The sequence below is a fragment of the Exiguobacterium sp. s101 genome, from assembly GCF_018617835.1.
Classification (GTDB): Bacteria; Bacillota; Bacilli; order Exiguobacteriales; family Exiguobacteriaceae; genus Exiguobacterium; species Exiguobacterium marinum.
This window is the reverse complement of sequence record NZ_JACSKX010000002.1, coordinates 244,654-267,481: the sequence shown is the minus strand read 5'-3', so window position 1 is coordinate 267,481 and position 22,828 is coordinate 244,654. Positions and strand designations below refer to the sequence as shown.

24 protein-coding genes are annotated in these 22,828 nt (G+C 46.5%); 17 read left to right on the top strand and 7 right to left on the bottom strand.

What is annotated here, in order from left to right; all coding sequences use genetic code 11:
* Window positions 1-40 precede the first annotated feature (40 nt).
* The 4 genes from KNO76_RS03520 to KNO76_RS03505 all read left to right on the top strand — a co-directional run bounded on the left by KNO76_RS03520 (window position 41) and on the right by KNO76_RS03505 (window position 3,679).
* Window positions 41-1,090, top strand: a complete 1,050-nt coding sequence (locus KNO76_RS03520) for a DUF871 domain-containing protein (RefSeq protein WP_214882598.1) — start codon at window positions 41-43, stop codon at window positions 1,088-1,090.
* A gap of 55 nt (window positions 1,091-1,145) precedes the next feature.
* A complete protein-coding gene (locus tag KNO76_RS03515) occupies window positions 1,146-1,649 on the top strand; it encodes a YwhD family protein (RefSeq protein WP_214882595.1) in 504 nt (167 codons plus the stop codon).
* Between the two features lie 155 nt (window positions 1,650-1,804).
* Window positions 1,805-3,082 carry a dicarboxylate/amino acid:cation symporter gene (locus KNO76_RS03510; protein WP_026825031.1) on the top strand — a complete coding sequence of 426 codons (1,278 nt, stop codon included), beginning with the start codon at window positions 1,805-1,807 and terminating at the stop codon, window positions 3,080-3,082.
* A gap of 63 nt (window positions 3,083-3,145) precedes the next feature.
* Window positions 3,146-3,679 (top strand): TVP38/TMEM64 family protein, encoded by a 534-nt coding sequence (locus tag KNO76_RS03505; RefSeq protein WP_251127860.1) that lies wholly within the window; start codon window positions 3,146-3,148, stop codon window positions 3,677-3,679.
* Here the strand turns inward: KNO76_RS03505 and cls are convergent.
* From cls to KNO76_RS03485, 4 genes are all read right to left on the bottom strand, one after another.
* Window positions 3,655-5,184 (bottom strand): cardiolipin synthase, encoded by a 1,530-nt coding sequence (gene cls / locus KNO76_RS03500; protein ID WP_353047864.1) that lies wholly within the window; start codon window positions 5,182-5,184, stop codon window positions 3,655-3,657. The two genes, KNO76_RS03505 and cls, sit on opposite strands and share 25 nt — an antisense overlap.
* Before the next feature lie 46 nt (window positions 5,185-5,230).
* Entirely contained in the window at window positions 5,231-5,473 is a 243-nt protein-coding gene (locus KNO76_RS03495) for a hypothetical protein (protein WP_214882591.1), read from the bottom strand.
* 162 nt (window positions 5,474-5,635) lie between these two features.
* A complete protein-coding gene (locus tag KNO76_RS03490; RefSeq protein WP_214882589.1) occupies window positions 5,636-6,820 on the bottom strand; it encodes a chloride channel protein in 1,185 nt (394 codons plus the stop codon).
* A gap of 195 nt (window positions 6,821-7,015) precedes the next feature.
* Entirely contained in the window at window positions 7,016-7,957 is a 942-nt protein-coding gene (locus KNO76_RS03485) for an EAL domain-containing protein (RefSeq protein ID WP_214882586.1), read from the bottom strand.
* A 201-nt stretch (window positions 7,958-8,158) separates the two neighbouring features.
* Between KNO76_RS03485 and speE the strand changes: the two genes are divergently transcribed.
* The 4 genes from speE (at window position 8,159) to KNO76_RS03465 (ending at window position 11,410) form a co-directional block, all read left to right on the top strand.
* Entirely contained in the window at window positions 8,159-8,998 is an 840-nt protein-coding gene (gene speE / locus KNO76_RS03480; RefSeq protein ID WP_214882583.1) for a polyamine aminopropyltransferase, read from the top strand.
* Complete coding sequence (gene speB / locus KNO76_RS03475) at window positions 8,995-9,876, top strand: agmatinase (protein WP_214882580.1); 882 nt, start codon at window positions 8,995-8,997, stop codon at window positions 9,874-9,876. Before speE ends, speB begins: the two co-directional genes overlap by 4 nt.
* A complete protein-coding gene (locus KNO76_RS03470) occupies window positions 9,877-10,236 on the top strand; it encodes a Na-translocating system protein MpsC family protein (protein WP_214882578.1) in 360 nt (119 codons plus the stop codon).
* A gap of 217 nt (window positions 10,237-10,453) precedes the next feature.
* Window positions 10,454-11,410: a sodium-dependent bicarbonate transport family permease gene (locus KNO76_RS03465; RefSeq protein WP_214882576.1), complete on the top strand. Its 957-nt coding sequence runs from the start codon at window positions 10,454-10,456 to the stop codon at window positions 11,408-11,410.
* Between the two features lie 47 nt (window positions 11,411-11,457).
* On the opposite strand, the gene KNO76_RS03460 is transcribed toward KNO76_RS03465, so the two are convergent.
* Window positions 11,458-12,210, bottom strand: coding sequence for a homing endonuclease associated repeat-containing protein (locus KNO76_RS03460; protein WP_026825040.1), 753 nt, complete (start codon window positions 12,208-12,210; stop codon window positions 11,458-11,460).
* 399 nt (window positions 12,211-12,609) lie between these two features.
* On the opposite strand from KNO76_RS03460, the gene KNO76_RS03455 reads away from it, so the two are divergent.
* The 5 genes from KNO76_RS03455 to KNO76_RS03435 are packed head-to-tail and all read left to right on the top strand — an operon-like array spanning window position 12,610 to window position 17,802.
* The gene (locus KNO76_RS03455) at window positions 12,610-14,526 is read left to right on the top strand and encodes a polysaccharide biosynthesis protein (RefSeq protein WP_214882574.1); all 1,917 of its coding nucleotides are present in this window, start codon (window positions 12,610-12,612) and stop codon (window positions 14,524-14,526) included.
* Between the two features lie 13 nt (window positions 14,527-14,539).
* The gene (locus KNO76_RS03450) at window positions 14,540-15,391 is read left to right on the top strand and encodes an NAD-dependent epimerase/dehydratase family protein (protein ID WP_214882572.1); all 852 of its coding nucleotides are present in this window, start codon (window positions 14,540-14,542) and stop codon (window positions 15,389-15,391) included.
* Window positions 15,388-16,530, top strand: a complete 1,143-nt coding sequence (locus KNO76_RS03445) for an aminotransferase class I/II-fold pyridoxal phosphate-dependent enzyme (RefSeq protein WP_214882569.1) — start codon at window positions 15,388-15,390, stop codon at window positions 16,528-16,530. The genes KNO76_RS03450 and KNO76_RS03445 overlap by 4 nt, the downstream gene beginning before the upstream one ends.
* Window positions 16,531-16,542: 12 nt before the next feature.
* Window positions 16,543-17,124, top strand: coding sequence for a hypothetical protein (locus tag KNO76_RS03440; RefSeq protein ID WP_214882567.1), 582 nt, complete (start codon window positions 16,543-16,545; stop codon window positions 17,122-17,124).
* Between the two features lie 18 nt (window positions 17,125-17,142).
* Entirely contained in the window at window positions 17,143-17,802 is a 660-nt protein-coding gene (locus tag KNO76_RS03435; protein ID WP_214882564.1) for a hypothetical protein, read from the top strand.
* A gap of 9 nt (window positions 17,803-17,811) precedes the next feature.
* On the opposite strand, the gene KNO76_RS03430 is transcribed toward KNO76_RS03435, so the two are convergent.
* Window positions 17,812-18,576: a MerR family transcriptional regulator gene (locus tag KNO76_RS03430; RefSeq protein WP_214882561.1), complete on the bottom strand. Its 765-nt coding sequence runs from the start codon at window positions 18,574-18,576 to the stop codon at window positions 17,812-17,814.
* Between the two features lie 47 nt (window positions 18,577-18,623).
* Window positions 18,624-19,088 carry a GNAT family N-acetyltransferase gene (locus KNO76_RS03425; protein WP_214882557.1) on the bottom strand — a complete coding sequence of 155 codons (465 nt, stop codon included), beginning with the start codon at window positions 19,086-19,088 and terminating at the stop codon, window positions 18,624-18,626.
* Between the two features lie 213 nt (window positions 19,089-19,301).
* On the opposite strand from KNO76_RS03425, the gene KNO76_RS03420 reads away from it, so the two are divergent.
* From KNO76_RS03420 to KNO76_RS03405, 4 genes are all read left to right on the top strand, one after another.
* Window positions 19,302-21,011, top strand: coding sequence for a glycoside hydrolase family 13 protein (locus tag KNO76_RS03420; protein ID WP_214882554.1), 1,710 nt, complete (start codon window positions 19,302-19,304; stop codon window positions 21,009-21,011).
* A 279-nt stretch (window positions 21,012-21,290) separates the two neighbouring features.
* Complete coding sequence (locus KNO76_RS03415; protein WP_214882551.1) at window positions 21,291-21,710, top strand: YwiB family protein; 420 nt, start codon at window positions 21,291-21,293, stop codon at window positions 21,708-21,710.
* On the top strand, window positions 21,707-22,135 hold the full coding sequence (locus KNO76_RS03410; protein WP_026825050.1) for a hypothetical protein: 429 nt from the start codon (window positions 21,707-21,709) through the stop codon (window positions 22,133-22,135). The genes KNO76_RS03415 and KNO76_RS03410 overlap by 4 nt, the downstream gene beginning before the upstream one ends.
* 168 nt (window positions 22,136-22,303) lie before the next feature.
* Window positions 22,304-22,822 carry a GNAT family N-acetyltransferase gene (locus tag KNO76_RS03405; protein ID WP_214882548.1) on the top strand — a complete coding sequence of 173 codons (519 nt, stop codon included), beginning with the start codon at window positions 22,304-22,306 and terminating at the stop codon, window positions 22,820-22,822.
* The last annotated feature ends 6 nt before the right edge of the window (window positions 22,823-22,828 follow it).

Here is a 22,828-nt window from a genome sequence, read left to right as displayed (position 1 = left end):
GAGTCATCTTTTTCTCTACTTTTGGTAAGGAGTGATGGGTATGAGAGGGATTTCAATTTACTTGAGCGAGGAACTGTCACCTGAATTAATTGATTGGATGGAACGTATGCGAGAGGTAGGGTTTACGAGCATCTTCACGTCGCTTCATATTCCAGAAGACGACCCGACAACCTATACGGAACGACTCCAGCAGTTAGGTGCGTTGGCAAGACGCCTCGATATGGAACTCGTAGCAGATATTGCCCCGTCTTCTCTACAGGCGCTCGGCAAGGACTGGGACGATGCGCATACGCTTTTAGATTGGGGCATCACGGGATTACGAGTCGATTATGGCGTTACGCCGAAACAAGTCGCTGCTTTATCGAAACAGATGATGGTTGCATTGAATGCGAGTACGCTCACAGAAAAAGAACTCGAAGAGATGCTTCGGCACGGATTACAACGAGAACGCGTAGAAGCGTGGCATAATTTTTATCCTCGTCCGGAAACAGGGCTCGAGCGTACATGGTTTGATGAAAAAAACCTTTGGCTCCGGTCACAAGGAATCAAGATACAAGCGTTCATCCCTGGAGAAGAGCGGTTGCGTGGTCCCCTTCATGAGACGTTACCGACACTCGAAGCGCATCGTCACAAGTCTCCTTTTTCGTGTTATGTCAATTTGCAAACGACAGTCGATCGTATCTTGATTGGCGACCCGTATGTATCAGATACGACGATGCGACAGTTTCAGGCGTACGATGAGGGAATCATCGTCCTTCGAGCGACTGCACGGGGTCGTGATGATTCTCTTCCGACCCGTCACACGAATCGGATGGACCCTGCCCGTGATGTCCTTCGTTCCGTTGAGTCTCGTGCTTACGGCAGACCCGGAAATCAACGGATTCAACCGCGATACACAGAAGAAAGGCTGATTGGCAGTATCACGATCGACAATGAACGTTACGGTCGATATGCAGGAGAATTACAAGTGACGAAGCAGAATTTATCGGCAGATGAACGAGTCAATGTCATCGGAAGAGTCATCGAAGAAGACCGTTCACTGATTCAACAAATCGGTCCAGGCGGACGCTTTCAAATCGACTGGGTGTGACTCATGATTGCCACAATCCTATATCATTGTGTACAGTAGAGAGGGAGGGTGGAACATGAAAGACATTAATTTTAATATTATTTCAGACGATGCAACGGACGGGCATGGTGGTTTTGGTGTCGGTTCGCTTAGTTTAAATAACATGTCCCCGGTGATTATCGATGTCGAGACGGGCACAGCGACAATCGACATGGGCGCAATGCATGCGAAGTCTGCCATTGAGAAACGCATTAAGTTTTTGACGGACCAGGAGGCGGTACCGAACGGGAAACTGTACTGGATTGTGTGGGTCACAGTCGGTCGAAAACCAGAAGGCTTTTACTACGGTGGAATTGCGGCATGTGATATGTTGGTTGACTTAGAAACGAGACGCGGCTATAAATTATTGCCATATCACGTCAATCAGATGGACAAGTCGTTGAAGGGTCGGATTTTAATCGAGATGATGGATGCTCCGTCCCGAGACGTATTAGCGAATTTCTTACAGGAACATCGCCCCGAGATTTGGGAACAGTCGACTGAACTTCATGCAGAGCTCGAGCGCTTACGCGATGAGTAAAAAGATTGGACGAATTTTCGTCTCCAATCTTTTTTGTTTCGACTTTTTGGTATTAAAAGGGAATTTTGTAACTGAAGAGATATTCATTTGTAATTGTATGAAAATTCAGTATTATGATATACTGACTACATTATGAAAAAAGAAAGGGTGATACGATGAGCGAAACGAAAAAAATCTTAATCGGTCTCGCGCTAGGTGTTGTAGTTGGTCTAGGATTGGCGGGATTGCCGGATAATATTTATGAAACTGTGAATCCATATATTTTATCTCCGGTCGGAACGATTTTCTTGAATTTGATTAAAATGTTAGTCGTACCGATTGTCTTCTTCTCGATTATTTTAGGTGTCATGGGTCTCGGGGATCCGAAAGAGTTAGGCCGAGTCGGGACGAAATCGATTTTATTCTTTTTGACGACGACAGCACTCGCCATCATGTTAGCGATGGGTGTCGCATCTGTCTTACAGCCAGGGGAGCGTGGGGACTTCCAAACAACAGGTCTTGAATTTGAATCAACAGCGACCGAGGAATCGTCAAATATCGTACAGACATTCGTCAATATGATTCCGACAAATCCGATTACGGCACTCGCTGAAGGAAACATGCTTCAAATCATCGTCTTTGCGGCATTGATTGGATTTGCATTAATTGCTCTCGGGGATAAGGCGAAGACGTGGCGTCAATTCATCAAACAAGGTGATCGTATCATGATGTACTTGATTCATCTTGTCATGAAGCTCGCACCATACGGCGCTTTCGCATTGATTGCTTCTGCGATTGGAGGCATCGGTCTCGATGCGGTCGTTGCGATGGCATGGTATATGATTGCCGTCGTCTTGACGCTATTCTTACATGCAACGATTGTATACGGAGCAGCCGTTTACTTCATCGGGAAGATGAGTCCTGTATTCTTCTTCAAAAACTTCTATGAAGCGATGACGTTCGCCTTCTCGACGTCTTCATCAAACGCGACCCTTCCTGTTTCTATGGAAGTGGCACAAAGAAAACTTGGTGTCCCGCGTTCAATTTCTTCATTCGTGCAGCCACTAGGAGCAACGGTCAACATGGACGGGACGGCAATCATGCAAGGGGTTGCGACGATTTTCATCGCACAAGTATTTGCTTCTGATTTAACGATGACTCAGTTGTTGACGGTCGTCATCACAGCGGTCCTCGCATCCATTGGGACAGCAGGTGTGCCAGGAGTCGGGCTCGTCATGCTTGCCCTCGTCCTTCAGTCGGTCAACTTACCGGTAGAGGGAATCGCCCTCATTATCGGGGTCGACCGTATTCTCGATATGCTTCGCACATCAGTCAACATCACGGGGGATGCGGCATGTGCGGTCGTCGTTTCGAAATTGGAAGAAAAACATTTACCACCAGTCGACGAAGACTCGTGGGATGAAGCAGGCGCAACGTCTTCTTCATCACTATGATATAGTGAAGGACCATGACGACATGTCATGGTCCTTATTTTGTGCATAGAAAGAGTGATCGTTATGGAATGGGAATTGCTCCCGCTCCCTTTATTTTTGATTATCAGTATTTTATTGAATAGTGTAATCGCGGTCGCCGGTGTCCTACCGAGTGCTTTTCTAACAGCCATCAATGTGAGCGTCCTCGGTTTCGTACCGGGCATACTCGTATCGATTATCGGGGAGGCAATCGGCGCCATCGGGAGCTTCATTCTTTACCGAAAAGCGCTACACCGTTATACATCCCCGAGTGGTAGCCGATTTCAACGCCTCCGGGAGTCCGATGGAGCCGAAGCTTGGTTCCTCGTTCTCGGGATGCGTCTCATGCCGTTTGTCCCGTCTGGTCTCGTCACGTTATCGGCAGCATTTAGTCGCATGACGCTCGCATCGTTCGCGATGGCGAGCACAATCGGCAAAGTCCCCGCCCTGATCTTCGAAGGACTCGCGGTGACGGCGGCCATGCAGTTGACGATGGGATGGCAGTTGTTTTTAGTCGGACTCGTTGCCGTTTCATACCTCGTTTGGCGAATGCGTCAAAGTAGTGGCGAAAAGATATGACAAAACGCCTCGACGAAACGTTTCCTCGTCGTCTTTTTTCGTAACATGGTCCAGTCAATCAAAATCGATTCTTCAAAATCCTTTAAAAAGGTGTCGTGAAGCTCTTGTATGGATGTCGTATCGAATTGGGCAATCGTCATCTCATGATTTAGAAACATGCTTCGAAAATCAAAGTTGGCCGATCCGACAAGGGCAACCTTGCCATCAATCAGAAGCGTTTTCGCATGGATGAAATGTCGATTATATTTATAAATTTTAATGTTTCGTTTAATCAGCTGTTCGAAATAATATTCGGAAGCATGAAAACTGAACCATTCATCGCCTTTCCCCGGTACGACGATTCTTACATCAATCCCGCTACGACCGGCGACCTCGAGAATCGCCAACAGTTCAGGTGGTGGAACGAGATAAGGGGTCGTGAGCCAGATGGACTCTTTAGCCTCCATGAGCAAGCGCATGAGTCCATCACGAATCGTGACATCTTTCCCGGGTGACGTGACGAGAAGTTGCGTCGCGCCGTTTTGTCCTTTCGGTTCATTCACAAAATACCGAGATAGATGTTCTTCGTCTGCGAACAAGTCCCATGTCTCATCTATCGTACCTTGACCCGCATATAACCAATTCTCAACGAAGAGCTGTTGGAGTTCTCGGACGAGTGGTCCCTCAAGGTGTAAATGGGTATCTCGCCAAAAGCCTAGCTTCTCATTTTTACCGAGATATTCGTCTCCTACGTTTAATCCACCGGTCAAAGCGATTTGACCGTCCACGACAATCAGTTTTTGGTGATTTCGAAAGTTCGCGTTGAAGACGAGATAAGGGTGCAAGACCGGGTCGAACGCCTGGACGTGAACGCGTGATTCACGTAACGGTTGAATGAAGTCTTCTCCGATTTCTTGACTACCGAGTCCGTCATACAAAAAACGAACGGTCACGTCTTCATTTGATTTTTGGATGAGTGCATCTCGGACTTTCAAAGAAATCTCATCCGTTCGAAATAGATAGTACTGAATATGAATATGATCTGTTGCATTGTTGATGACTTCTAACAAAGTCTCAAATTTCGATTCACCATTGACGAGAAGCTTCGTCGAGGTATGTCCGTTCGCACCGGTCGCACCTAACTTTTCGAGTGTTCGTGTCAACGGATAGGCGGACACGATCTCAGGTGAGGTCTCAATTTTTTCGCTCTCGATTGCTTGTCTTAGCATCCGAATTTCAGATGACGTCCGTTTAAAGCGTCGATGACGACGTGGAGTGCGTCCGAACATGACCCACGCCAACACACCGATGAACGGTATGAAGAACACGGTAAGTAACCAGGCGAGCTTTCCTTGGGGCTGTACTTGGTCAAATAGAATCTGCCAACCGACGACAAGCGGTGCGACGATGGCGATGCCGATTAAAACAGGTATAAGGATATCCAGCCAAAAAAAGAGACTGACTAGCAAAATGACACTGATGACCATAATCATCAATTGGATGACACAACGTTTCAAACGAAACACCACCTTTCCAGAAACGATGAAAACGAGGGGATGCATCCCCTCGTTTTTAGTACACGCTGTTCAGAACAGCGTTGATTTCATCCGCGTAACGGACAAAGAAGTACACATTTACTGCGAGAGAGAACAAGACGAGGAAGAGACCGAACTGTGCTTTTGTCCAATTCCGATTCCAGTAATAGAAGACGGACAACAACACGGCTAGAGCGATGACTTCAACGATTCCCCAGACGATATCTTTGGATAAAAACATGTCGACGATTGTCATGACGACATTAAACGAAGACGACAATCCCCATAATCACGACTAAAATAGCTAGAATAATGCTAATCCAATCTGAGCTAACTGAGTCAATTAGGTTTTCAATGACCATTTCGTATTCGCTCACAACCGTTCCTCTTTTCGAGAGACTGCATAACTATTCATCTATTCCCCTTTTTTCTATTTCTAAAATTAAGCTTTCACTGGAGAGTGCATAAATGACGGCAATGGAATTTTGGAAACGATGGCTACGACCGCAAATATATAAAGCCAACTATTCGGTGGGAAAAAAAGTACGAGTAGTACGATAATCGCCAACGGTTGTCGCATAGCTGTCGCAAGTAAGGCACTCGTCGTGAGGACGACGGAAAACGTCATATCAATCTCAAATAAGAGGCTGAAAAAATAGCCAAGAGTGAACGAAGAAAAAAGAAATGGGTATATATGACCGCCACGCCAACCGGTAGCTAGGCAGAATGCCGTAAAGAGCAGTTTTAACACACTGTAAAGGAGAAGTGTGTATAGCGGGATGAGTTGCCACTCATCTACGTACTCAAGGATTGTTTCTTCACCAGAGAAGAGTAAGTCTGGATAGAGGAAAGCCATTCCCCCGATTCCGATGCCGCCAAGCGTAGTGAGCAATAAAATAGGAATGTTTGAAAAAAGTCGCATTAATGTATGTTCACTGACTAAGTAGAGCCATCCGAGAATCATACCGGCAAGGACAATCAATAAAATTGACCAATCGATTTGGACGCTTTCAATTGCTGGGAATTTAATGATAAACGGTGGGCGTTCGTCGAGTTGATTGAGTAGATAGAACGTTCCGATTCCAGCGAGTGTAGCAAGAAGGTTCAGCATCGGTTGTTTCTTTCGCTCAGTTTCCTCAGCCGCAATCGCGCCGAAGAGTGGCGCGTTGAAGACAATCCCGAGAACGACCGCATGACCGACTTCTTGTAATTCACCTAATTCTTGGCGCACGTAGCGGATGCGCTCTGAGAACCATGTCGTGAGCCCCCCGACGATGCCGACGAGTGCCGCTTCAGGTCCTAAACTTGCCCCTCCGATGAGGACGAGTAAAGCGGTCAATGTCGTGAACCCGATCAAGCGGTAGTCAATACGGCCGGTCCCTTTCCGTTCTTCTAGTACTTCTGGCATGAGGCGCGGCATCCGACCATAACGGTGTTGCAAAAGACCGATCAACACCCCGGCGAGGACCGGGACGAGGAATAGATACAACCGAACATCAAATTGTTCAGGGACCGTATGCCATACAAAATGAATCCCTTTATAGACGACGGATAAGAAGAGCCAACTCACTAAGCCAATGATAATTCCGAGTACAATCGCATAGCCACTGACAATCCATGATTTCATCTACATACTCACCTCTTTCGCCCGCATCAATCTTCTATAATTATGCTATCTCCTGAACACCTCTGACCGAAACCTAAAAATTAATGAAATAAAGAGGAAGGAATGGGCGGCAGACATTTACTCATCATAGAAAAACGAAAAAGAGTGCAGGGTTTCGACAAGGTCGATGCCTACACTCCTCGTTAAGAAGTTTACTTATGTAATTTCAAAGGTGTGCTTATTCGCTGGTGCCGGTTTTCCAAAGAAATACCCTTGTGCCAAATCGAATCCGAGCTCACGACAGACATCTGCCTCCTCTAGACGCTCTATGCCCTCGGCAAGAAGCGTGATTCCCATCGAATTGGTCAAAGTTCGTACTTTTTTGAGGAAGGACCGCTTCTCGGCATCTTCATCACAAAATGAAATATAAGAGCGGTCGATTTTGACATAGTCTGGTTCGAGTCGTTTCAACATATCGATGGTAGAGAAACCTGCACCGACATCATCTAATGCGACTTTCATCCCCCGTTGTTTATACGTTGAAAAAACGTGTTGAAGATGATCGACGTCATGTACTTTCTCCGTCTCTACGACTTCGAATATAAAGCGGTCTGGGTTGAGTCCATATCGATCGATAATATCGAACGTATGTTGTAAATAATAGTCCGGATTATAAATCGTCGATGGTAAAAAGTTGATAAACGTCTTTTGATGTGGAGCCACGGCTTCGAACGTCGCTTTAATCGCCTCGGCGCGAGCACGTTGATCGAGCTTCGAATGCAACCCAAATCGGTTGGCCGTTCGGAACAGATCACCGGGTGAAATAGAAGCACCACTACGGAGAAGTGCCTCATACCCGAACGTTTCCTTAGAATCGAGGAAGATAATCGGTTGAAGGTGACTCTCAAACGTTCCGTGCTGAATTTGATCAATGATATGACGATGTGCGAGTTGATCGCGTAACACCTCGACCTCGAGTGGAGGCGTTTGATGACTGTTCGATTGATTGTCGACACAGTATACCGTACCCTCAACGTGCATCAGAAGTGCATCTAATTCTTCGAATGATGTATAAGAATATTCTTTCGTTTTTGTGATGAGTTCCCCTTGAGAAATTAAAGGAACCGTTGTGTTACAGGAAGCACAGGGTGACCACATAATATTCCACCTTTCCATTCAAAATTAGTTCATTCAGTATATCGGCTACATCTCACAAAAAACTCACATTCAAGATACATTTCGCAAAAAAATCGTGCAAAATGGGTACAGGTTTTGTATACTTCCTATCGTATGAATAAGAAGCGCCTCAAAACGCCACTCGCATACGAACAACTTTTTGAACAGAAAGGGGTTCTATCGATGGACCAAAAATTAAAATTATGGTTTACGGAGCACCAAACAGAAGATTACGGAATCACGTTCCGTGTAAACCACGTTTATGAGAGCGAACAAACGGAGTTTCAACGATTAGAAATGGTCGAAACGGACGAGTTCGGAACGATGTTGTTACTTGACGGGATGGTCATGACGACGGATAAGGACGAATTCGTTTATCACGAGATGGTCGCACACGTCCCACTCTTTACACACCCGAATCCAAAGCATGTACTGGTTGTCGGTGGAGGAGACGGCGGTGTTATTCGTGAAATTATGAAACACCCATCAGTGGAAAAAGCTGTTCTCGTTGATATCGACGGGAAAGTCATTGAATATTCGAAGAAATACTTACCAAATATCGCAGGTGAACTGGATAACCTACGCGTGGAAGTCATCGTCGGTGACGGGTTCATGCATATCGCTAAGTCTGAAAACGAGTACGACGTCATTATGGTCGACTCGACAGAACCGGTCGGACCAGCAGCGAACCTATTCACAAAAGGGTTCTATGCAGGGATTTCGAAGGCGCTCAAAGAGGATGGCATCTTTGTCGCACAGACGGATAACCCATGGTTCACACCAGAACTCATCCAAACGGTTCAACGTGACGTGAAGGAAATCTTCCCGATCACGAAATTGTACACGGCAAATGTTCCAACGTACCCGAGCGGCATGTGGACGTTCACAATCGGTTCGAAGAAGTACGACCCTGAACAAGTATCGGCCGAGCGCTTCCATGACATCGAAACAAAATACTATACACCGAAGCTTCATAATGCAGCATTCGTCCTTCCAAAATTCGTGGAGGATTTGACAAAATGATCAAACGTTTCGATGAAGCATACTCAGGTAAAGTGTTTATCGCCAGTCTCCCAGAGGTGACAGAGGCGAAGACCGTTCTTTACGGGATGCCGATGGACTGGACGGTTAGTTTCCGTCCGGGCTCGCGTTTCGGTCCGAACCGGATTCGTGAAGTGTCGATCGGCCTTGAAGAATACAGCCCATATTTAGACGGTGACTTGGCTGATGCTGCGGTGTACGACGCAGGAGACATCCCACTTCCGTTCGGGAACGCACCAAAGTCACTCGACCTCATCGAAGCATTCGTCAAAGATGTCGTCAAGGCGGGCAAGTTCCCACTCGGAATGGGTGGCGAACACCTCGTCACATGGCCGATTATCAAAGCGATGCACGACGTATATGGTGACGACTTCGTCATCATCCACTTGGATGCGCATACGGACCTTCGGGATGAGTATGAAGGCGAGCCACTCTCGCACTCGACCCCACTTAAAAAGGCGGCAAACTTGATTGGACCATCGAACTGTTACTCGTTCGGGATTCGTTCAGGGATGAAAGAAGAGTTCGAATGGGCACGTGAAGTTGGCTACAATATGCACCAGTTTGAGGTGATCGAGCCACTCAAGCGCGTCTTGCCGACACTCGCTAGGAAAAAAGTATATGTCACCATCGATATCGATGTCTTAGATCCATCGGCAGCACCAGGTACGGGCACACAAGAAATCGGTGGCATCTCGACGAAAGAATTGTTAGAAGCGGTACACGCCATCGCAAATGCGGACCTCGACATCATCGGAGCGGACCTTGTCGAAGTATCACCGGCATATGATCAGTCGGATATGACGGCCATCGCGGCGGCTAAGATTCTTCGCGAGATGATGATTGGATTCGTGAAGTAAATGCGGAAAAAAGGTCAGCTGGAAATGGAACTGAGCGCCCGCATCACCCAATGGGAGAAAGAATACCTGGGTCGCGGATCATTGACGTGTAAGGCAGACCTGCTTCGAGACCTCGCCATCGTCACACTCCAAGGGGTGTTGACGTCGGCCGAGTATGATTTGGCCACCAAGTCGTCAGGTCGCGAACAATTAAAGAAATACCGCAACAATCTTGTCGAAGCGGGACGCACTCAACTCGAGTCCATCGTCGAGCAAGTACTTGGTCGCTCGCTCGTCTCTCTCCATACGGACATCAGTACGAAAACGGGAGAGCGTCTGATTGTGTTTCGTTTGGACGCGCCTTGGGATCAAACCGATTGACAACGGGAACATGACTTTTTAAAATGACAGTCAGAGACGTATATAGGAGCGACTGGACGAGTCATCATGAAGCGTGCTGTTTGAAATCTTGTTACGGAGCTACTGACCAATTTAATAACCGACAGTTGTCGGCCTGACGGAGCGATTGTTCGAGCCGTCGGCATACAGCGCACGCCTATTTAGGTGTGCGCTTTTTTGTCGCCAAGGAGGAAGACGTATGGAATTGTTTTTATTTTTATTGACGAGCGCCCCGGTGCTTCTGTTTGTGACGGGGGTCATCGCCGCAGTCGGAAAATCAAATCTCAAGATTCCCGATTCGCTGAGCACGACGCTAAACATTTACTTACTACTCGCCATTGGGCTAAAGGGTGGCATGGGACTCGCCTCGGTATCTTTTGAGGAGATTGCGTTACCGCTGACCGTGACGCTTTTGATTGGAATTTCACTGCCGATTCTCGCGTTTTTCGTCGGAGGAATGCTCAACTTTTCATTCCATGAACGAATTGCGATAACTGCGACGTTCGGTTCCGTTTCACTCGTGACATATGTGGCTGCATCGACGCAACTTGAGCGACTCGGGATTGGATATGAGCCGTTCATGACGACACTGGTCGTTGTCCTTGAAATTCCAGGTTTGATTGTGGCGTTACTGCTATATAATCAGACACAAGTTTTGGGCATCACGGCGACATCCAGCAAAACAAACTCATTGTCTGTGCTACGGGATAGCTTATTCTCAAAGAGTATTCTGTTGATGCTTGCAGGTCTTGTCGTAGGACTCGTGACACCAGATGCAACTCCGCTCAAGCCATTCTTTGTAGACTTGTTTCCAGGGGTGTTGCTCCTCTTTTTATTAGGGTTAGGCGTCAAAGTCGGACATCAGTTAAAGACGGTGTCGACGTACGGACTGAAGTTCGTCATCATGGGAACACTCTTCCCGTTGATTGGAGCACTTGTCGGCTTTGTCGCAGCAGGAGTCGCTGGTCTGTCCGATGGAGGGACGATTCTTCTGATGACACTTGCGGCGAGTGGGTCATACATTGCTGCCCCAGCGATGCTACAAGCCTCGGTCCCAGAAGCGAAACCATCCTTCTATTTGACCTTGTCTCTCGCGATTACCTTCCCGTTCAACTTATTAATCGGAATACCAATGTATATCGCAATCGTCACATGAAAAAGCGCCGACTTATTAGTCGGCGCTTTTTCATGTCTCATCTTGGATTATTGCGTAATCTTTTGTGTCTCCATGCATTTGAGAGCGGCAGTCCAGCTTCCGAATAGGACATTAATCGTAGACGTACTCGGCACGTTCCGTCCTTCAGCCCATTTTCGGTAATGGAGGATACTAAAGTGGGATAATTCTTTTTTCGCAAGACGCAACGCTTCAATGACATCCTCTTCATCCCATTTTCTTTTTGGTGGAGCGATGTCCAACACGAAAAGTGCATAGCTCCAAGAACCGTACTTCCGGGCAATTGTGGCGACTGTCGGATAGCCACGTTCTTGTGCCCACACTGCATAGTGTTGTGACGTTAAACGTTCGAGCTCTTCAGACGCTTCAATCAAGGCTTGAATGATTCGTTCTTCACTATTTTTAGCGGCCGTCGTTTGAAGTTTGGCCTCTCGAAGTGCATTCGACCATGAACCAAAACGACTACTGATAAGTGTGAGGGAAGGAGAACGCGTCACTTTTGACCATTCTCGGTACGTTTGACTCGTGAACAGAGCGAGTTCTTCTGCAGCTTTGTTTAATGCGAGTAGAATATCTTCGTCTGAATAATAATGGAACGAGAGCTTAATTTGTGCGGCAACGAGAGCTTCACGCCACGATCCGAATTGGTGAATGACGGTAGAAAGGGAAGGGACATTTTTGTCATGTGACCAAACACTGTATTGTTTGGAATCGAGTTCTGAGTATTCTTGGGCAGCGAGTTGCAAAGCTTGTACGATTTGAGGTCGTGTCCATTTTTTCATCTTGGTGTCTCTCCTTTTGTAGGGACGCTAGCAGGCGTCTTAGAAGGTCTCTTGGTGTGAATGAACATGTATGTTGTCAGAACGGTCGTACAGAAGTGAACAGTGATGCGTTGCAGGTACCTCCTTTTCAATCAAAACACAGTTGTCAACAACACCCAATTTTATTTGGTTTATTCTTTTCATTCCCGTTAGGTGGGAAATTATTCATTATGTGAATGAAATAGTGAGAATAACTTTGTAAACTTATTTGTTACAGCGATTTCATTAATAACAAAAAGCTCGAATTATCCTTAAATTTGTTACAACGACTCGGGTAGTTTACTATCATCAACGTATTCTTCGCACAATCCATGACCCAACAAGACCAAACAACTTAGACATTTGGAGGTGCAGTAAACGATGGCTACACTCGTTAGCGTATATCGGAGAAATCGTAGAAACTTACTATTTTTCTGTGTCGACATTGCAATCGTTTCAATCGTGTTATACATGACGTTTGATATTTTGTTCTCGAGAGTGATGCCTTATACGGCAACGAATTACGATTTGATGCTGATGGTATCCATCAAGATGATCAGTTTTATGTTCGTCGGAATGCTTTTGAAAATTCACCGAATCGATTGGCGTTACGCATCCATTCATGAAATGAAACAAGTGACGATTGCGTTGATTAGCAGTGACTTGATTTTATTCGCTTACAATCAAATTCAATTTGGGCGCGGACTTGGGGTAATGATTGCCGTTCAAGGCTTGCTTGCGTTTAACTTCATTCTGTTTACTCGTGTATTAGCACGAAACCATGTTCTGCATACGTTTAAACTACATGCTTCTCCTCAAGGTCGAAAAACACTCATCATCGGAGCCGGGAACTCAGGTCAACTCATCGTGCGTGAATTGAAGGAGTATCGAACAACAGTACTTCACGTAGTGGGCATACTCGATGACGATTCGATGCTTGAGTCGTTATACGTTCATGGTGTTCCGATTCTTGGAACGACGGATGAATTAGAACGAATCATCGAAGATCAAGGAATTGAAGTTGTGATTCTCTCGATTCCTAGCTTGTCGTACACAAGACGAATCGAGTTGTTAAAACGAATTGAGAAGACAGGCGTTGAATCCCACGCTTTACCGATGATATCGGAACTTGCGACTGGAAATGTTTCAATCAACGAAATCCGCGAAGTGAAGATTGAAGACTTGTTGGGACGTGAGCCCGTCCAACTCGATATTTCTGGTATCTCGAAACATGTAGAAGGCGCAACCGTTCTAGTGACTGGAGCTGGGGGGTCAATCGGCTCAGAACTTTGCCGTCAATTGATCAAGTTCAAACCAGCCGAGATGATTCTTCTCGGACATGGTGAAAACAGTATTTATTTAATCGAAAAAGAACTGAGCGGTCTTGGACTTGAGACGAAGCTTCATCCGGTCATCGGAGACGTGCAGGACATAGAGCGCCTCGAGTATGTTTTTCAGATGTATCGTCCTGAAATTGTGTACCATGCAGCGGCTCATAAACACGTCCCATTAATGCAAGACAATCCGTTAGAAGCCGTCAAAAACAACGTGTATGGAACGAAAAATATGGTTGATGTTGCCTCCAAATATCGAGTTGATCGATTCGTGATGGTTTCAACCGACAAGGCGGTGAATCCGACGAACGTCATGGGGTCGACAAAGCGGATCGCAGAAATGATTGTTCAAGAAAAATCACGATCGAGCGAGACGATCTTCGCGGTCGTTCGGTTTGGTAACGTACTCGGTAGTCGTGGGTCCGTCGTCCCACTTTTTAAAGAGCAAATTGAACGAGGCGGTCCTGTCACCGTAACCCACCCAGAGATGACACGTTACTTTATGACGATTCCTGAGGCGAGTCGACTCGTTATTCAAGCGAGTGTGTTGTCACGAGGCGGTGAAATTTTCGTGCTTGATATGGGCAATCCGGTAAAAATCATCGACTTGGCCAAGAAAATGATTGAACTCAGTGGATTTACCACCGATCAAATTCCGATTGAAGTGACGGGCATCCGTCCAGGCGAAAAATTATACGAAGAGTTACTGGCTACCAATGAACTGGACCCAGAGGCAAATATTTTCCCTAAAATCTTTGTCGGTTGCACGCGTCCATTCACATCAGCGACTCCTATTTTGCGGTTAGTCGAACACTTTAGAGACAATAGTGCAGCACTGACTGATGCCTTACTTTTTGTTGCGAACAGCGATGATATTGATGGAGATTTGCAACGAATCTTTGCAAGTGGATTTGAATTCATCCCAGCCCAGCAAGTGCGGATCCGCGTCGCCGATGGAAATTAAAGGGGGGAGTGCAATGAGTAATCGTGTCATGGTGGTCGGTGTGTCAACGTTTAAAGGATTTCATATTGCTCGACGTCTATTAAAAGAAGGTTACGAAGTAATCGGAATCGATGACGAAGGACAAGCGAAACATCAACTCTCAAAGCAACGACTCTACGTATTGTCTCACCCAATGTTTCATCTCATTCGAACAGATACTTTACACAGGCCGAATATGCGTCAAGTCATGACGATGTATGAGCCCAATCACGTCATCTTATGTGGAGGACCTTCAAGTGTTTATACAGGGAGGGAGATGGAACGCTTTGAACAGGTGAAGCAATTGATCAGAAGTCAAAAAAATAGGGTGTCCGCCCCATCGTTCATCACTTTCGACCTTCCAATCGAAGATACACGACATTCCTCGTCGGCACTGCACCTCGTGACAGAAGATGTTTACGGCCCTTGGGACGATTCGACTACGTTGTTCTCAAAAGTAGTGCTCGCTATTGATCAAGGTCATCGTATGGTTGGTTACTATGCAACGGATATCGTGAAAGCTTCTTATATCGATGATGTGGTTGAAACAGTCGTTCGAGTTCTACGGCTCATTCAATCAGATTTGACTCTCGTTGGGCAGTTTCGAATTAACGCTTCCGACTATGTCCATGTTCAAACGTTATTAACTGAAGTCGGATATTTGATGCATCATCCGGTAAACCTGACGCTTCCGGTTCGTGATCAAGTGTTTCATGAAGTAGATTTGCCTACGCTAGAAGCTATGACTGGTTTTAACCCTCAGACATCCTTATATGAAGGGTTGAAGGAATTGATTGAATGGTACGACACCTATCAAACGATGATGAAGGAGGACATGAGCACATGAATATTCTATTATCAAAGCCGCACATGTCCGGTCGAGAAATGATCTATGTAGAGGAGGCGTTCTCGAGTAATTGGATTGCCCCACTCGGTCCGAACGTCAACGCATTTGAAGACGAACTTGGAAAGTACACCGATCATGCGCATATGTTGGCAACTAGCTCCGGTACGGCGGCGCTCCATCTTGCCTTGATGACGCTCGGGATAGAGAAGAACGATCTCGTCTTTTGTCAGACACTCACTTTTGTCGCTTCGGTCAATCCAATCCTTTACGTCGGAGCAACACCGGTCTTCATTGACTCAGAAGATGAGACGTGGAACATGTCTCCGGAGGCTTTGCGGAAAGCACTCGTTCAAGCTGCTACGAAAGGGCGATTACCTAAAGCAGTCATCGTTGTTCATCTATATGGGGTGGTCGCAAAAATCGGTGAGATTCGTCAGATTTGTAAGGAATTTGAGGTCCCGTTGATTGAAGATGCCGCAGAGTCACTCGGTTCGACGTGGCAAGGTCTAATGACCGGTACGATTGGAGACATCGGTTTTTATTCATTCAATGGTAATAAAATCATCACAACATCAGGCGGAGGGATGCTACTGCTCGGCTCTGACAGTCAACGTCAACATGCGTTAAAACTCGCAACACAAGCAAGGGAGAATGAGTTGCACTATGAGCATGAGGAAGTAGGTTATAACTACCGTTTAAGTAATGTCTCGGCAGGTATCGGTCGTGGACAGTTAGAGGTCATCGAACAGCGGGTACGTGCGCGACGCAATGTCTTTAAACGATATGAACGCATGTTTTCGGAAATGGATGTCACGTACCAACAAGAGGTTCCGTATTCGCGTGCGAATCGTTGGCTGACTGCGATGCAACTTGGTCGAGACGTCGTCAGCCGTGATCAATTGATTCAACACTTAACAGGGGCTGATATTGAATCACGACCTGTGTGGAAACCAATGCATTTACAGCCGCTCTACCGAGATGCTGAATATGTCACAGTCGATGGAGAAGATGTCAGCCGTCGATTATTTGAAAACGGGATTTGTTTACCGTCGAGCTCCAATATGACGATTGGAGAACAGCAAAAAGTGATTCAAACCGTGCTTGATACACGTTCTTTCATAAAAGAAAAAAGCGTGTGAGGAGGAACATATATGACGAAGGAAGCAAAGGTCATTCAAGCGCTTCAAACTGCTGCATCTCTGACTCCATCCCTCACGGTGACACAATATCAGCGATGGAGCCAAAATCGAGATGCCCCCACGTTTCTAGACATTTTGAAAGTATACGGGACGTGGACAAGTGCCTTGAAAGCGTCAGGGTTGTTAGAACCAAGGCGTTATGAATCTCATGATTTTATACAAGCGCTTCGGCTCGCATCGATACAAGGAGGAAAGTTAACGAGCAGTCAATATCAACAATGGGCAGCTGGTCGGAACGTCCCTTCATTAGGTGATATTATTACCCACTTTGGGTCATGGAGTCTCGCTGTAAAAGCGGTCGAACATTTAGAAGAAGAACATTTCACGGTACAACCCGCGAAAGAGAAAGCGGAGATAGTGCAAGCGTTGTATGAGGCCTATCGGGTGTTAACCCCGTTCAATGCGATTACTTATCAAAAATGGGCGAAACAATTTCATAAACCGAGTGTGGCAAAAGTGTCAAGACGTTTTGGTTCATGGAAGCGGGCTCTATATGAACTTGGGATTCAAGAAGTGACGGATCGAAAGCGATAAGTGTGGAGGGATGTGGAGATGACTAGACCCATTGTGCTCATGATTAGTGATCATCATACGTCTGTTTTTGTATATCATGCTATTCGTAATTTTGGAGTAACACATGTCATTCAAGAAGATGGGCCAACCGAACATCGACCGCAGTCTCTCAAGGAATGGCTTATCCATCGATACATTCGGTGGGCGACACCGTTTATGCGTTGGACGAGTCAAAAGCGTATTCAAGAAGTGAGAAAACGGTATCCGTTAAATGATCTATCGATTCCACCCCACCATATCATTCATGTGTCATCATTGAACGATGATAAGACGATGATGTGGCTTGAAAAACTTGCCCCAGAGTTAATTGTTGTCCATGAGACAGGGCCGATTGAGCCGAGTCGATTGAATCAATTTCCGTGTCCGATTCTCACGATACGTCCATCAATGGCGGAAGGACAGCTACAAGCGTATTGGGCGATTCAACATCAGCCTTCGTTCTGTGAGACGACGCTTGAACAATGGACCACACAAGGATGGCGGGTTCTCGAGCGAGTGGTCATCTATAAAGGTGGGACCGACAATTTTGCCACATATCCTTACCTACAATTGACAACGGTCTTACCGATGTTACGTCGACACATCGAAGCGATGGATAGTATGAAAACAGACCACCGACAAATCAAAGTCCAAGCCTGAGGCTTGGACTTAACTGTTGACGATACAATAATATTGGATGGCTTCGTTGTAATAGGCAGCAAGACCTGGCTCGAAACGGTCATAAGATTCGGTGAATCGTTCATCCGCCACATACATCTGTCCGAGTCCACTGAACATGTCGAGCGAACAATCGTAAAAGTGTGTGTCGATGAACAAATGATTGTCTCTGACAATCGATTGAACCCGTTCATCCTCGATTGCGACTTGTGAGCGGAACAGGTCGACGAGTGGCGCAATCAAATCGAGTTGCATCTGATTCATGCGCTCCCAGTCCGTTTTCGAGCGCTTCGCCGCCCGTTCTTGTGTGGTTTTGTAAGCTGAACTGTTCCCCCACCGCTCCTTTACCTCATCTTGATGCTTTGCCTCATGTGCTTGAATCTCTTCATAAGACAATCCGTTGAACAATGATTTGTCTTCCATCGGGATCCCTCCTTTTAGTGAGGTGAGGGTCGCTTCAGCGGTCTCCGCCAACTTCGCAAAATAAGCCGCCTTCTGTCGTAACGCCTCGATATGCTCACTCAACACCTCGATTCGGTCGAACGTCGTCGAATCAAGCAATTGTCTGATTTGATCGAGGGGGACATCGAGTGTTCGGTAGAACAAGATAAGTTGCAACCGTTCTGCGTCGCTCGACATGTAACGCCGGTAACCGTTATCATCGCGAGCGGGAACGAGAAGACCAATCGCGTCATAGTGTCGAAGCGTTCGTGTCGTCGTCCCTGCGAGTGCCGCGAGTTGTTGGATGGTGTACATCCCTTCACCTCCTTAGCTTCAGCGTAAACGTTGACGTCACGTCAAGGTCAAGCCCGTTTTTCAAATAACGAAAATCCGTTCCGTTCCCCGATGTAACGGAAACCGAACTGAGGATAGTACCCATTCAAGAAGGTGTTGTCGGCAACACAGTCTAACCGAATCGTTGATGGTGAATGGGAGAGCGCATATTCCATTAATTTCTCTCCAATCCGCTCACCCTTTAAACTTGAGTCCGTGACGAGTCGATGCAAGTAAACGGCATCGTCCGGTTCTTCCCATAGGTTATGGTCCCAATCGGTCGGTGGGATGAGACTGACCGAACCGACCACTTGCGCGTCACGTTCATATACAAACACGTACCCTTTCGTTAAATCGTGTCGTACATAATCCGAGCGGCTCGGCTCTAAATACTTGACCCATTGTGACTTCCCGGCGACTTGAAACTCTTTCGCTTTCTTCAGAATTAAGTGATCGATTGCTGGGAAATCCCGAAATGTAGCAGGTCGAAACATGATAAAACACCTCGCTTTCATTTCTTTTCAAAATCGTGTAGGGTACACGTTAAGTATGCTGATGAAACATCTTTGTATCATTGAATGTTTTTTGGTAAGATAAATTTATTGCAACGTGCAAACGATTGCGCTAATGATATAAAGTTCACAGCACGGATAAGGTGATTATATATGAAGAGCAGTGAGTTTTGGGATAAGGAGTATCTAGATCACATGCAACTTTTAAAACGAGAACAACAAAAACAAACAAAGACGCTTAAACGCAACTGGTGGAAAGAAGCCGTCGCCTATCAGATTTATCCGCGCAGTTTTTACGACGCGAACGGAGACGGAATAGGAGACATCCAAGGAATCATTGATAAGCTCGACTATTTGAAAGACCTCGGCATTGACGTCATCTGGATTTGTCCGATGTATAAGTCACCAAACGATGACAACGGCTATGACATTAGTGACTACCAAGACATCATGGACGAATTCGGCACGATGGAAGACTTTGACCGCTTGTTGGACGAAGTGCATCAGCGCGATATGAAACTGTTGCTCGACCTCGTCGTCAATCATACGTCGGATGAGCACCCATGGTTCGTTGAATCGAAGAGCTCAAAAGACAATCCGAAACGAGACTGGTACATTTGGCGCGATGGGAAGCTGGATGGATCGAAGCCGAACAACTGGGAATCGATTTTCGGCGGGTCGGCTTGGGAATTCGATGAGACGACAGAGCAATACTACTTGCATGTCTTCTCGAAGAAACAGCCGGACCTCAACTGGGAAAACGCTCAGATGCGTACAGCCGTGTACGATATGATCAACTGGTGGCTCGAAAAAGGAATCGACGGGTTCCGAGTCGATGCGATCAGCCATATTCGCAAGAATCCGACGTTCGCCGACTTACCGAACCCGAACGACCTCGATTTCGTGCCGTCGTTTGAGATGCATATGAACGTGGACGGGATTCACGACTATTTAGAAGAACTACGTGACGAGACGTTCAATAAACATGACATCATGACAGTCGGTGAAGCGAACGGTGTATACCCTGACGATGCGCACCTTTGGGTCGGTGAAAAAGAAGGGAAGATGAACATGGTCTTCCAATTCGAACACATGGACCTATGGAGTGAAAATGCCGATTCGAAACTCGATGTCGTCCACTTGAAGAACGTGTTGACGAAATGGCAAAAAGGACTTGAATCCGACGGATGGAACGCGCTTTACGTCGAAAACCATGACCAAACGCGTACCGTCTCAAAATGGGGAGACGATGAGCGTTACTGGAAAGAGAGCGCAAAATCGATTGCGATGATGTACTTCCTCATGCAAGGGACGCCGTTTATCTATCAAGGTCAAGAAATCGGGATGACGAACGTCAAATTTGAGTCGATTGACCAATATGATGACATCGCGACACGCAATCGCTACTATATCGGCGTCGAACAAGGGAAGAGCCATGACGAAATGATGCGCATCACGTGGAATTCGTCACGCGACAACACGCGTACACCGATGCAGTGGAGTGATGCTCCGAATGCCGGGTTCACGTTCGCGGAGAAGCCGTGGTTCGGGATCAATCCGAACTATACAGACATCAACGTCGAATCGCAGCTTGAAGACGAGGACTCGATCTTCAACTTCTATAAAAAGATGATTCAACTTCGTAAAGGTGATGAGACGTTTGTATACGGTTCGTATGACGTCGTCTTACCGGATCACTCGGAAGTGTATGCTTATACGCGTACGCTCGGGGAGACGCAATACCTCGTCGTCACGAACTTGACGGCGAAAGAGACGATGTTTGACATGGATCAAACACTTCGTGCGAAAGATGTCGTCTTGAGCAATATGCCGATTAAAGGCGATGTTGAATCAACACTCCTTCATTTGAAACCATTCGAAGGCCGTGTGTATAAAGTAAGCTAACCTTTTGACTTTTCATAGGGAGACCGCGGGCACATCATTGCCTGCGGTCTTTTTCTGGAGTTGTCTTTCTAGCGTATCGAGACACATATCAATCTTGACAATGAAGAATCCATCCATTTCACAGAGCGTGTCGGAATGTCGTACGAGTGCACAAGAGAAGGATTCTTCTATGAAAACGATGAATGGATGAATCACTTTGTCTACGTGAAGACGAAGCAATGTCAATAGAACGATATGTGGAAGATGTGGTACGATGAGTTGACGGAAAGGGGGATGAGCATGGCGATTGAACCACTTCGCGTGCGTGTCCAGCAAACAACACAGATGAGTGATATTCCAGAAGCGATTGAGTTAACGATGGATGGATTATACTATCCATTGAAGACTGGATTTATTCTCATGTTTGACCAGCAACAAGAGGACGGACCAGTCCCGACGACAATCAAGTACACACCAGAACGGTTGGCGCTCATCTGCAAAGGACCGATTGAGATGAACCATTCATTCATCGAAGGGCGCTTCACGCAAAGCCTATACAAGAATGCATATATGTCGATGACGATGGCCACGACGACATCGCGCCTCGACGTGTCCGAAGAGTCGTGTACGTTCGTATACGAATTGTCCATGAATGAAGAAAACGTGGGTATATATGAAGTACACGTCACATGGACGTTTGAAGGAGGAGAGAACGAATGAATTTTACAGAACGTGTAAACAAGATTGAAGAGATGTTAAATGAAGATTGGTTCGAGATGCTCGAGACGAACGAAGAAGAGTATGAAGAGTGGCGTGGTCGTCTCGAAGACCATGCTGAACAAGTCATCGTGCATTACGACCAGGAGAACGGGATCGATGTCAATTCGATTGATAAACTGCTTCAATTGAACGACGAGTTCCCTCTTCTTTACGGTGAGGATACGGTTCGCCTGTATATCGCACTCATTGAGGCACGCCCTGAAGACAAAGCGGTCTACGATCGGTACGTCGATTATTTGGCGGCCATCAGTGATGCATCACATGAACAGTTTTTACATTTCCATACGCTCGTCGAGGCAGGTCGGTTGGAAGAGGCGAGACAACTCGCTCCGCATATGCCGCAGCGTCTCGGACTCGAAGAGTGAGTCTACGAAAAGTGTCATCTGAACAAGATGGCGCTTTTTTTCATGCCTAAAAGGGGGACAATATCCAATCAGAACGTCCATTTTATTTCGAGTGAGCATTCTCTAAGATGAAGGAACAAGGAAATCAAATAGAGAACGTGAATGGAAATGAATAAAGGGGGAATTGTGATGTTAAGACTAATCAAAACATCTGTCGAACAAAAAGAACAGATTCTGGCGTTTTTACAGGAATGGCATGAGCGCGATGAACGAATCGTCCCGACCTCAGTCGACCGTGAGACGATGGACTTCGAGGCATACGTCAACACGTTACGCCAGAAAGAGTTACGTGAACATATTGAGGAAGGCTGGGTCCCGAGTACGACGTATTGGCTCACGGATGGGGAAGAACTTCTCGGCGCGGCGAACATTCGTCACGAGTTGAACGAGTCGCTTTTGAAGATTGGTGGTCATGTCGGGTACGGGGTGAAACCGAGCGCGCGTGGTCGTGGACTCGCCACACGTCAACTGCAACTTGCGCTTGAGAAAGTGAAAGAGCTCGGCATCGAGCGTGCACTCATCACGTGCAACCGAACGAATATTGCTTCACGTCAAGTCATTTTAAACAATGGTGGCGTTGCGGATACACCATACACGGAAGAAGATGGGACGATTGTCGAGCGGTTTTGGATTGACTTGAAAGGGTGAAGACGA

Coding starts and splice junctions, on each gene's coding strand:
- KNO76_RS03520 (WP_214882598.1), top strand. CDS start 41: ATGAGAGGGATTTCAATTTACTTGAGCGAGGAACTGTCACCTGAATTA.
- KNO76_RS03515 (WP_214882595.1), top strand. CDS start 1,146: ATGAAAGACATTAATTTTAATATTATTTCAGACGATGCAACGGACGGG.
- KNO76_RS03510 (WP_026825031.1), top strand. CDS start 1,805: ATGAGCGAAACGAAAAAAATCTTAATCGGTCTCGCGCTAGGTGTTGTA.
- KNO76_RS03505 (WP_251127860.1), top strand. CDS start 3,146: ATGGAATGGGAATTGCTCCCGCTCCCTTTATTTTTGATTATCAGTATT.
- KNO76_RS03490 (WP_214882589.1), bottom strand. CDS start 6,820: ATGAAATCATGGATTGTCAGTGGCTATGCGATTGTACTCGGAATTATC.
- KNO76_RS03485 (WP_214882586.1), bottom strand. CDS start 7,957: ATGTGGTCACCCTGTGCTTCCTGTAACACAACGGTTCCTTTAATTTCT.
- speE (WP_214882583.1), top strand. CDS start 8,159: ATGGACCAAAAATTAAAATTATGGTTTACGGAGCACCAAACAGAAGAT.
- speB (WP_214882580.1), top strand. CDS start 8,995: ATGATCAAACGTTTCGATGAAGCATACTCAGGTAAAGTGTTTATCGCC.
- KNO76_RS03470 (WP_214882578.1), top strand. CDS start 9,877: ATGCGGAAAAAAGGTCAGCTGGAAATGGAACTGAGCGCCCGCATCACC.
- KNO76_RS03465 (WP_214882576.1), top strand. CDS start 10,454: ATGGAATTGTTTTTATTTTTATTGACGAGCGCCCCGGTGCTTCTGTTT.
- KNO76_RS03460 (WP_026825040.1), bottom strand. CDS start 12,210: ATGAAAAAATGGACACGACCTCAAATCGTACAAGCTTTGCAACTCGCT.
- KNO76_RS03455 (WP_214882574.1), top strand. CDS start 12,610: ATGGCTACACTCGTTAGCGTATATCGGAGAAATCGTAGAAACTTACTA.
- KNO76_RS03450 (WP_214882572.1), top strand. CDS start 14,540: ATGAGTAATCGTGTCATGGTGGTCGGTGTGTCAACGTTTAAAGGATTT.
- KNO76_RS03445 (WP_214882569.1), top strand. CDS start 15,388: ATGAATATTCTATTATCAAAGCCGCACATGTCCGGTCGAGAAATGATC.
- KNO76_RS03440 (WP_214882567.1), top strand. CDS start 16,543: ATGACGAAGGAAGCAAAGGTCATTCAAGCGCTTCAAACTGCTGCATCT.
- KNO76_RS03435 (WP_214882564.1), top strand. CDS start 17,143: ATGACTAGACCCATTGTGCTCATGATTAGTGATCATCATACGTCTGTT.
- KNO76_RS03430 (WP_214882561.1), bottom strand. CDS start 18,576: ATGTACACCATCCAACAACTCGCGGCACTCGCAGGGACGACGACACGA.
- KNO76_RS03425 (WP_214882557.1), bottom strand. CDS start 19,088: ATGTTTCGACCTGCTACATTTCGGGATTTCCCAGCAATCGATCACTTA.
- KNO76_RS03420 (WP_214882554.1), top strand. CDS start 19,302: ATGCAACTTTTAAAACGAGAACAACAAAAACAAACAAAGACGCTTAAA.
- KNO76_RS03415 (WP_214882551.1), top strand. CDS start 21,291: ATGGCGATTGAACCACTTCGCGTGCGTGTCCAGCAAACAACACAGATG.
- KNO76_RS03410 (WP_026825050.1), top strand. CDS start 21,707: ATGAATTTTACAGAACGTGTAAACAAGATTGAAGAGATGTTAAATGAA.
- KNO76_RS03405 (WP_214882548.1), top strand. CDS start 22,304: ATGTTAAGACTAATCAAAACATCTGTCGAACAAAAAGAACAGATTCTG.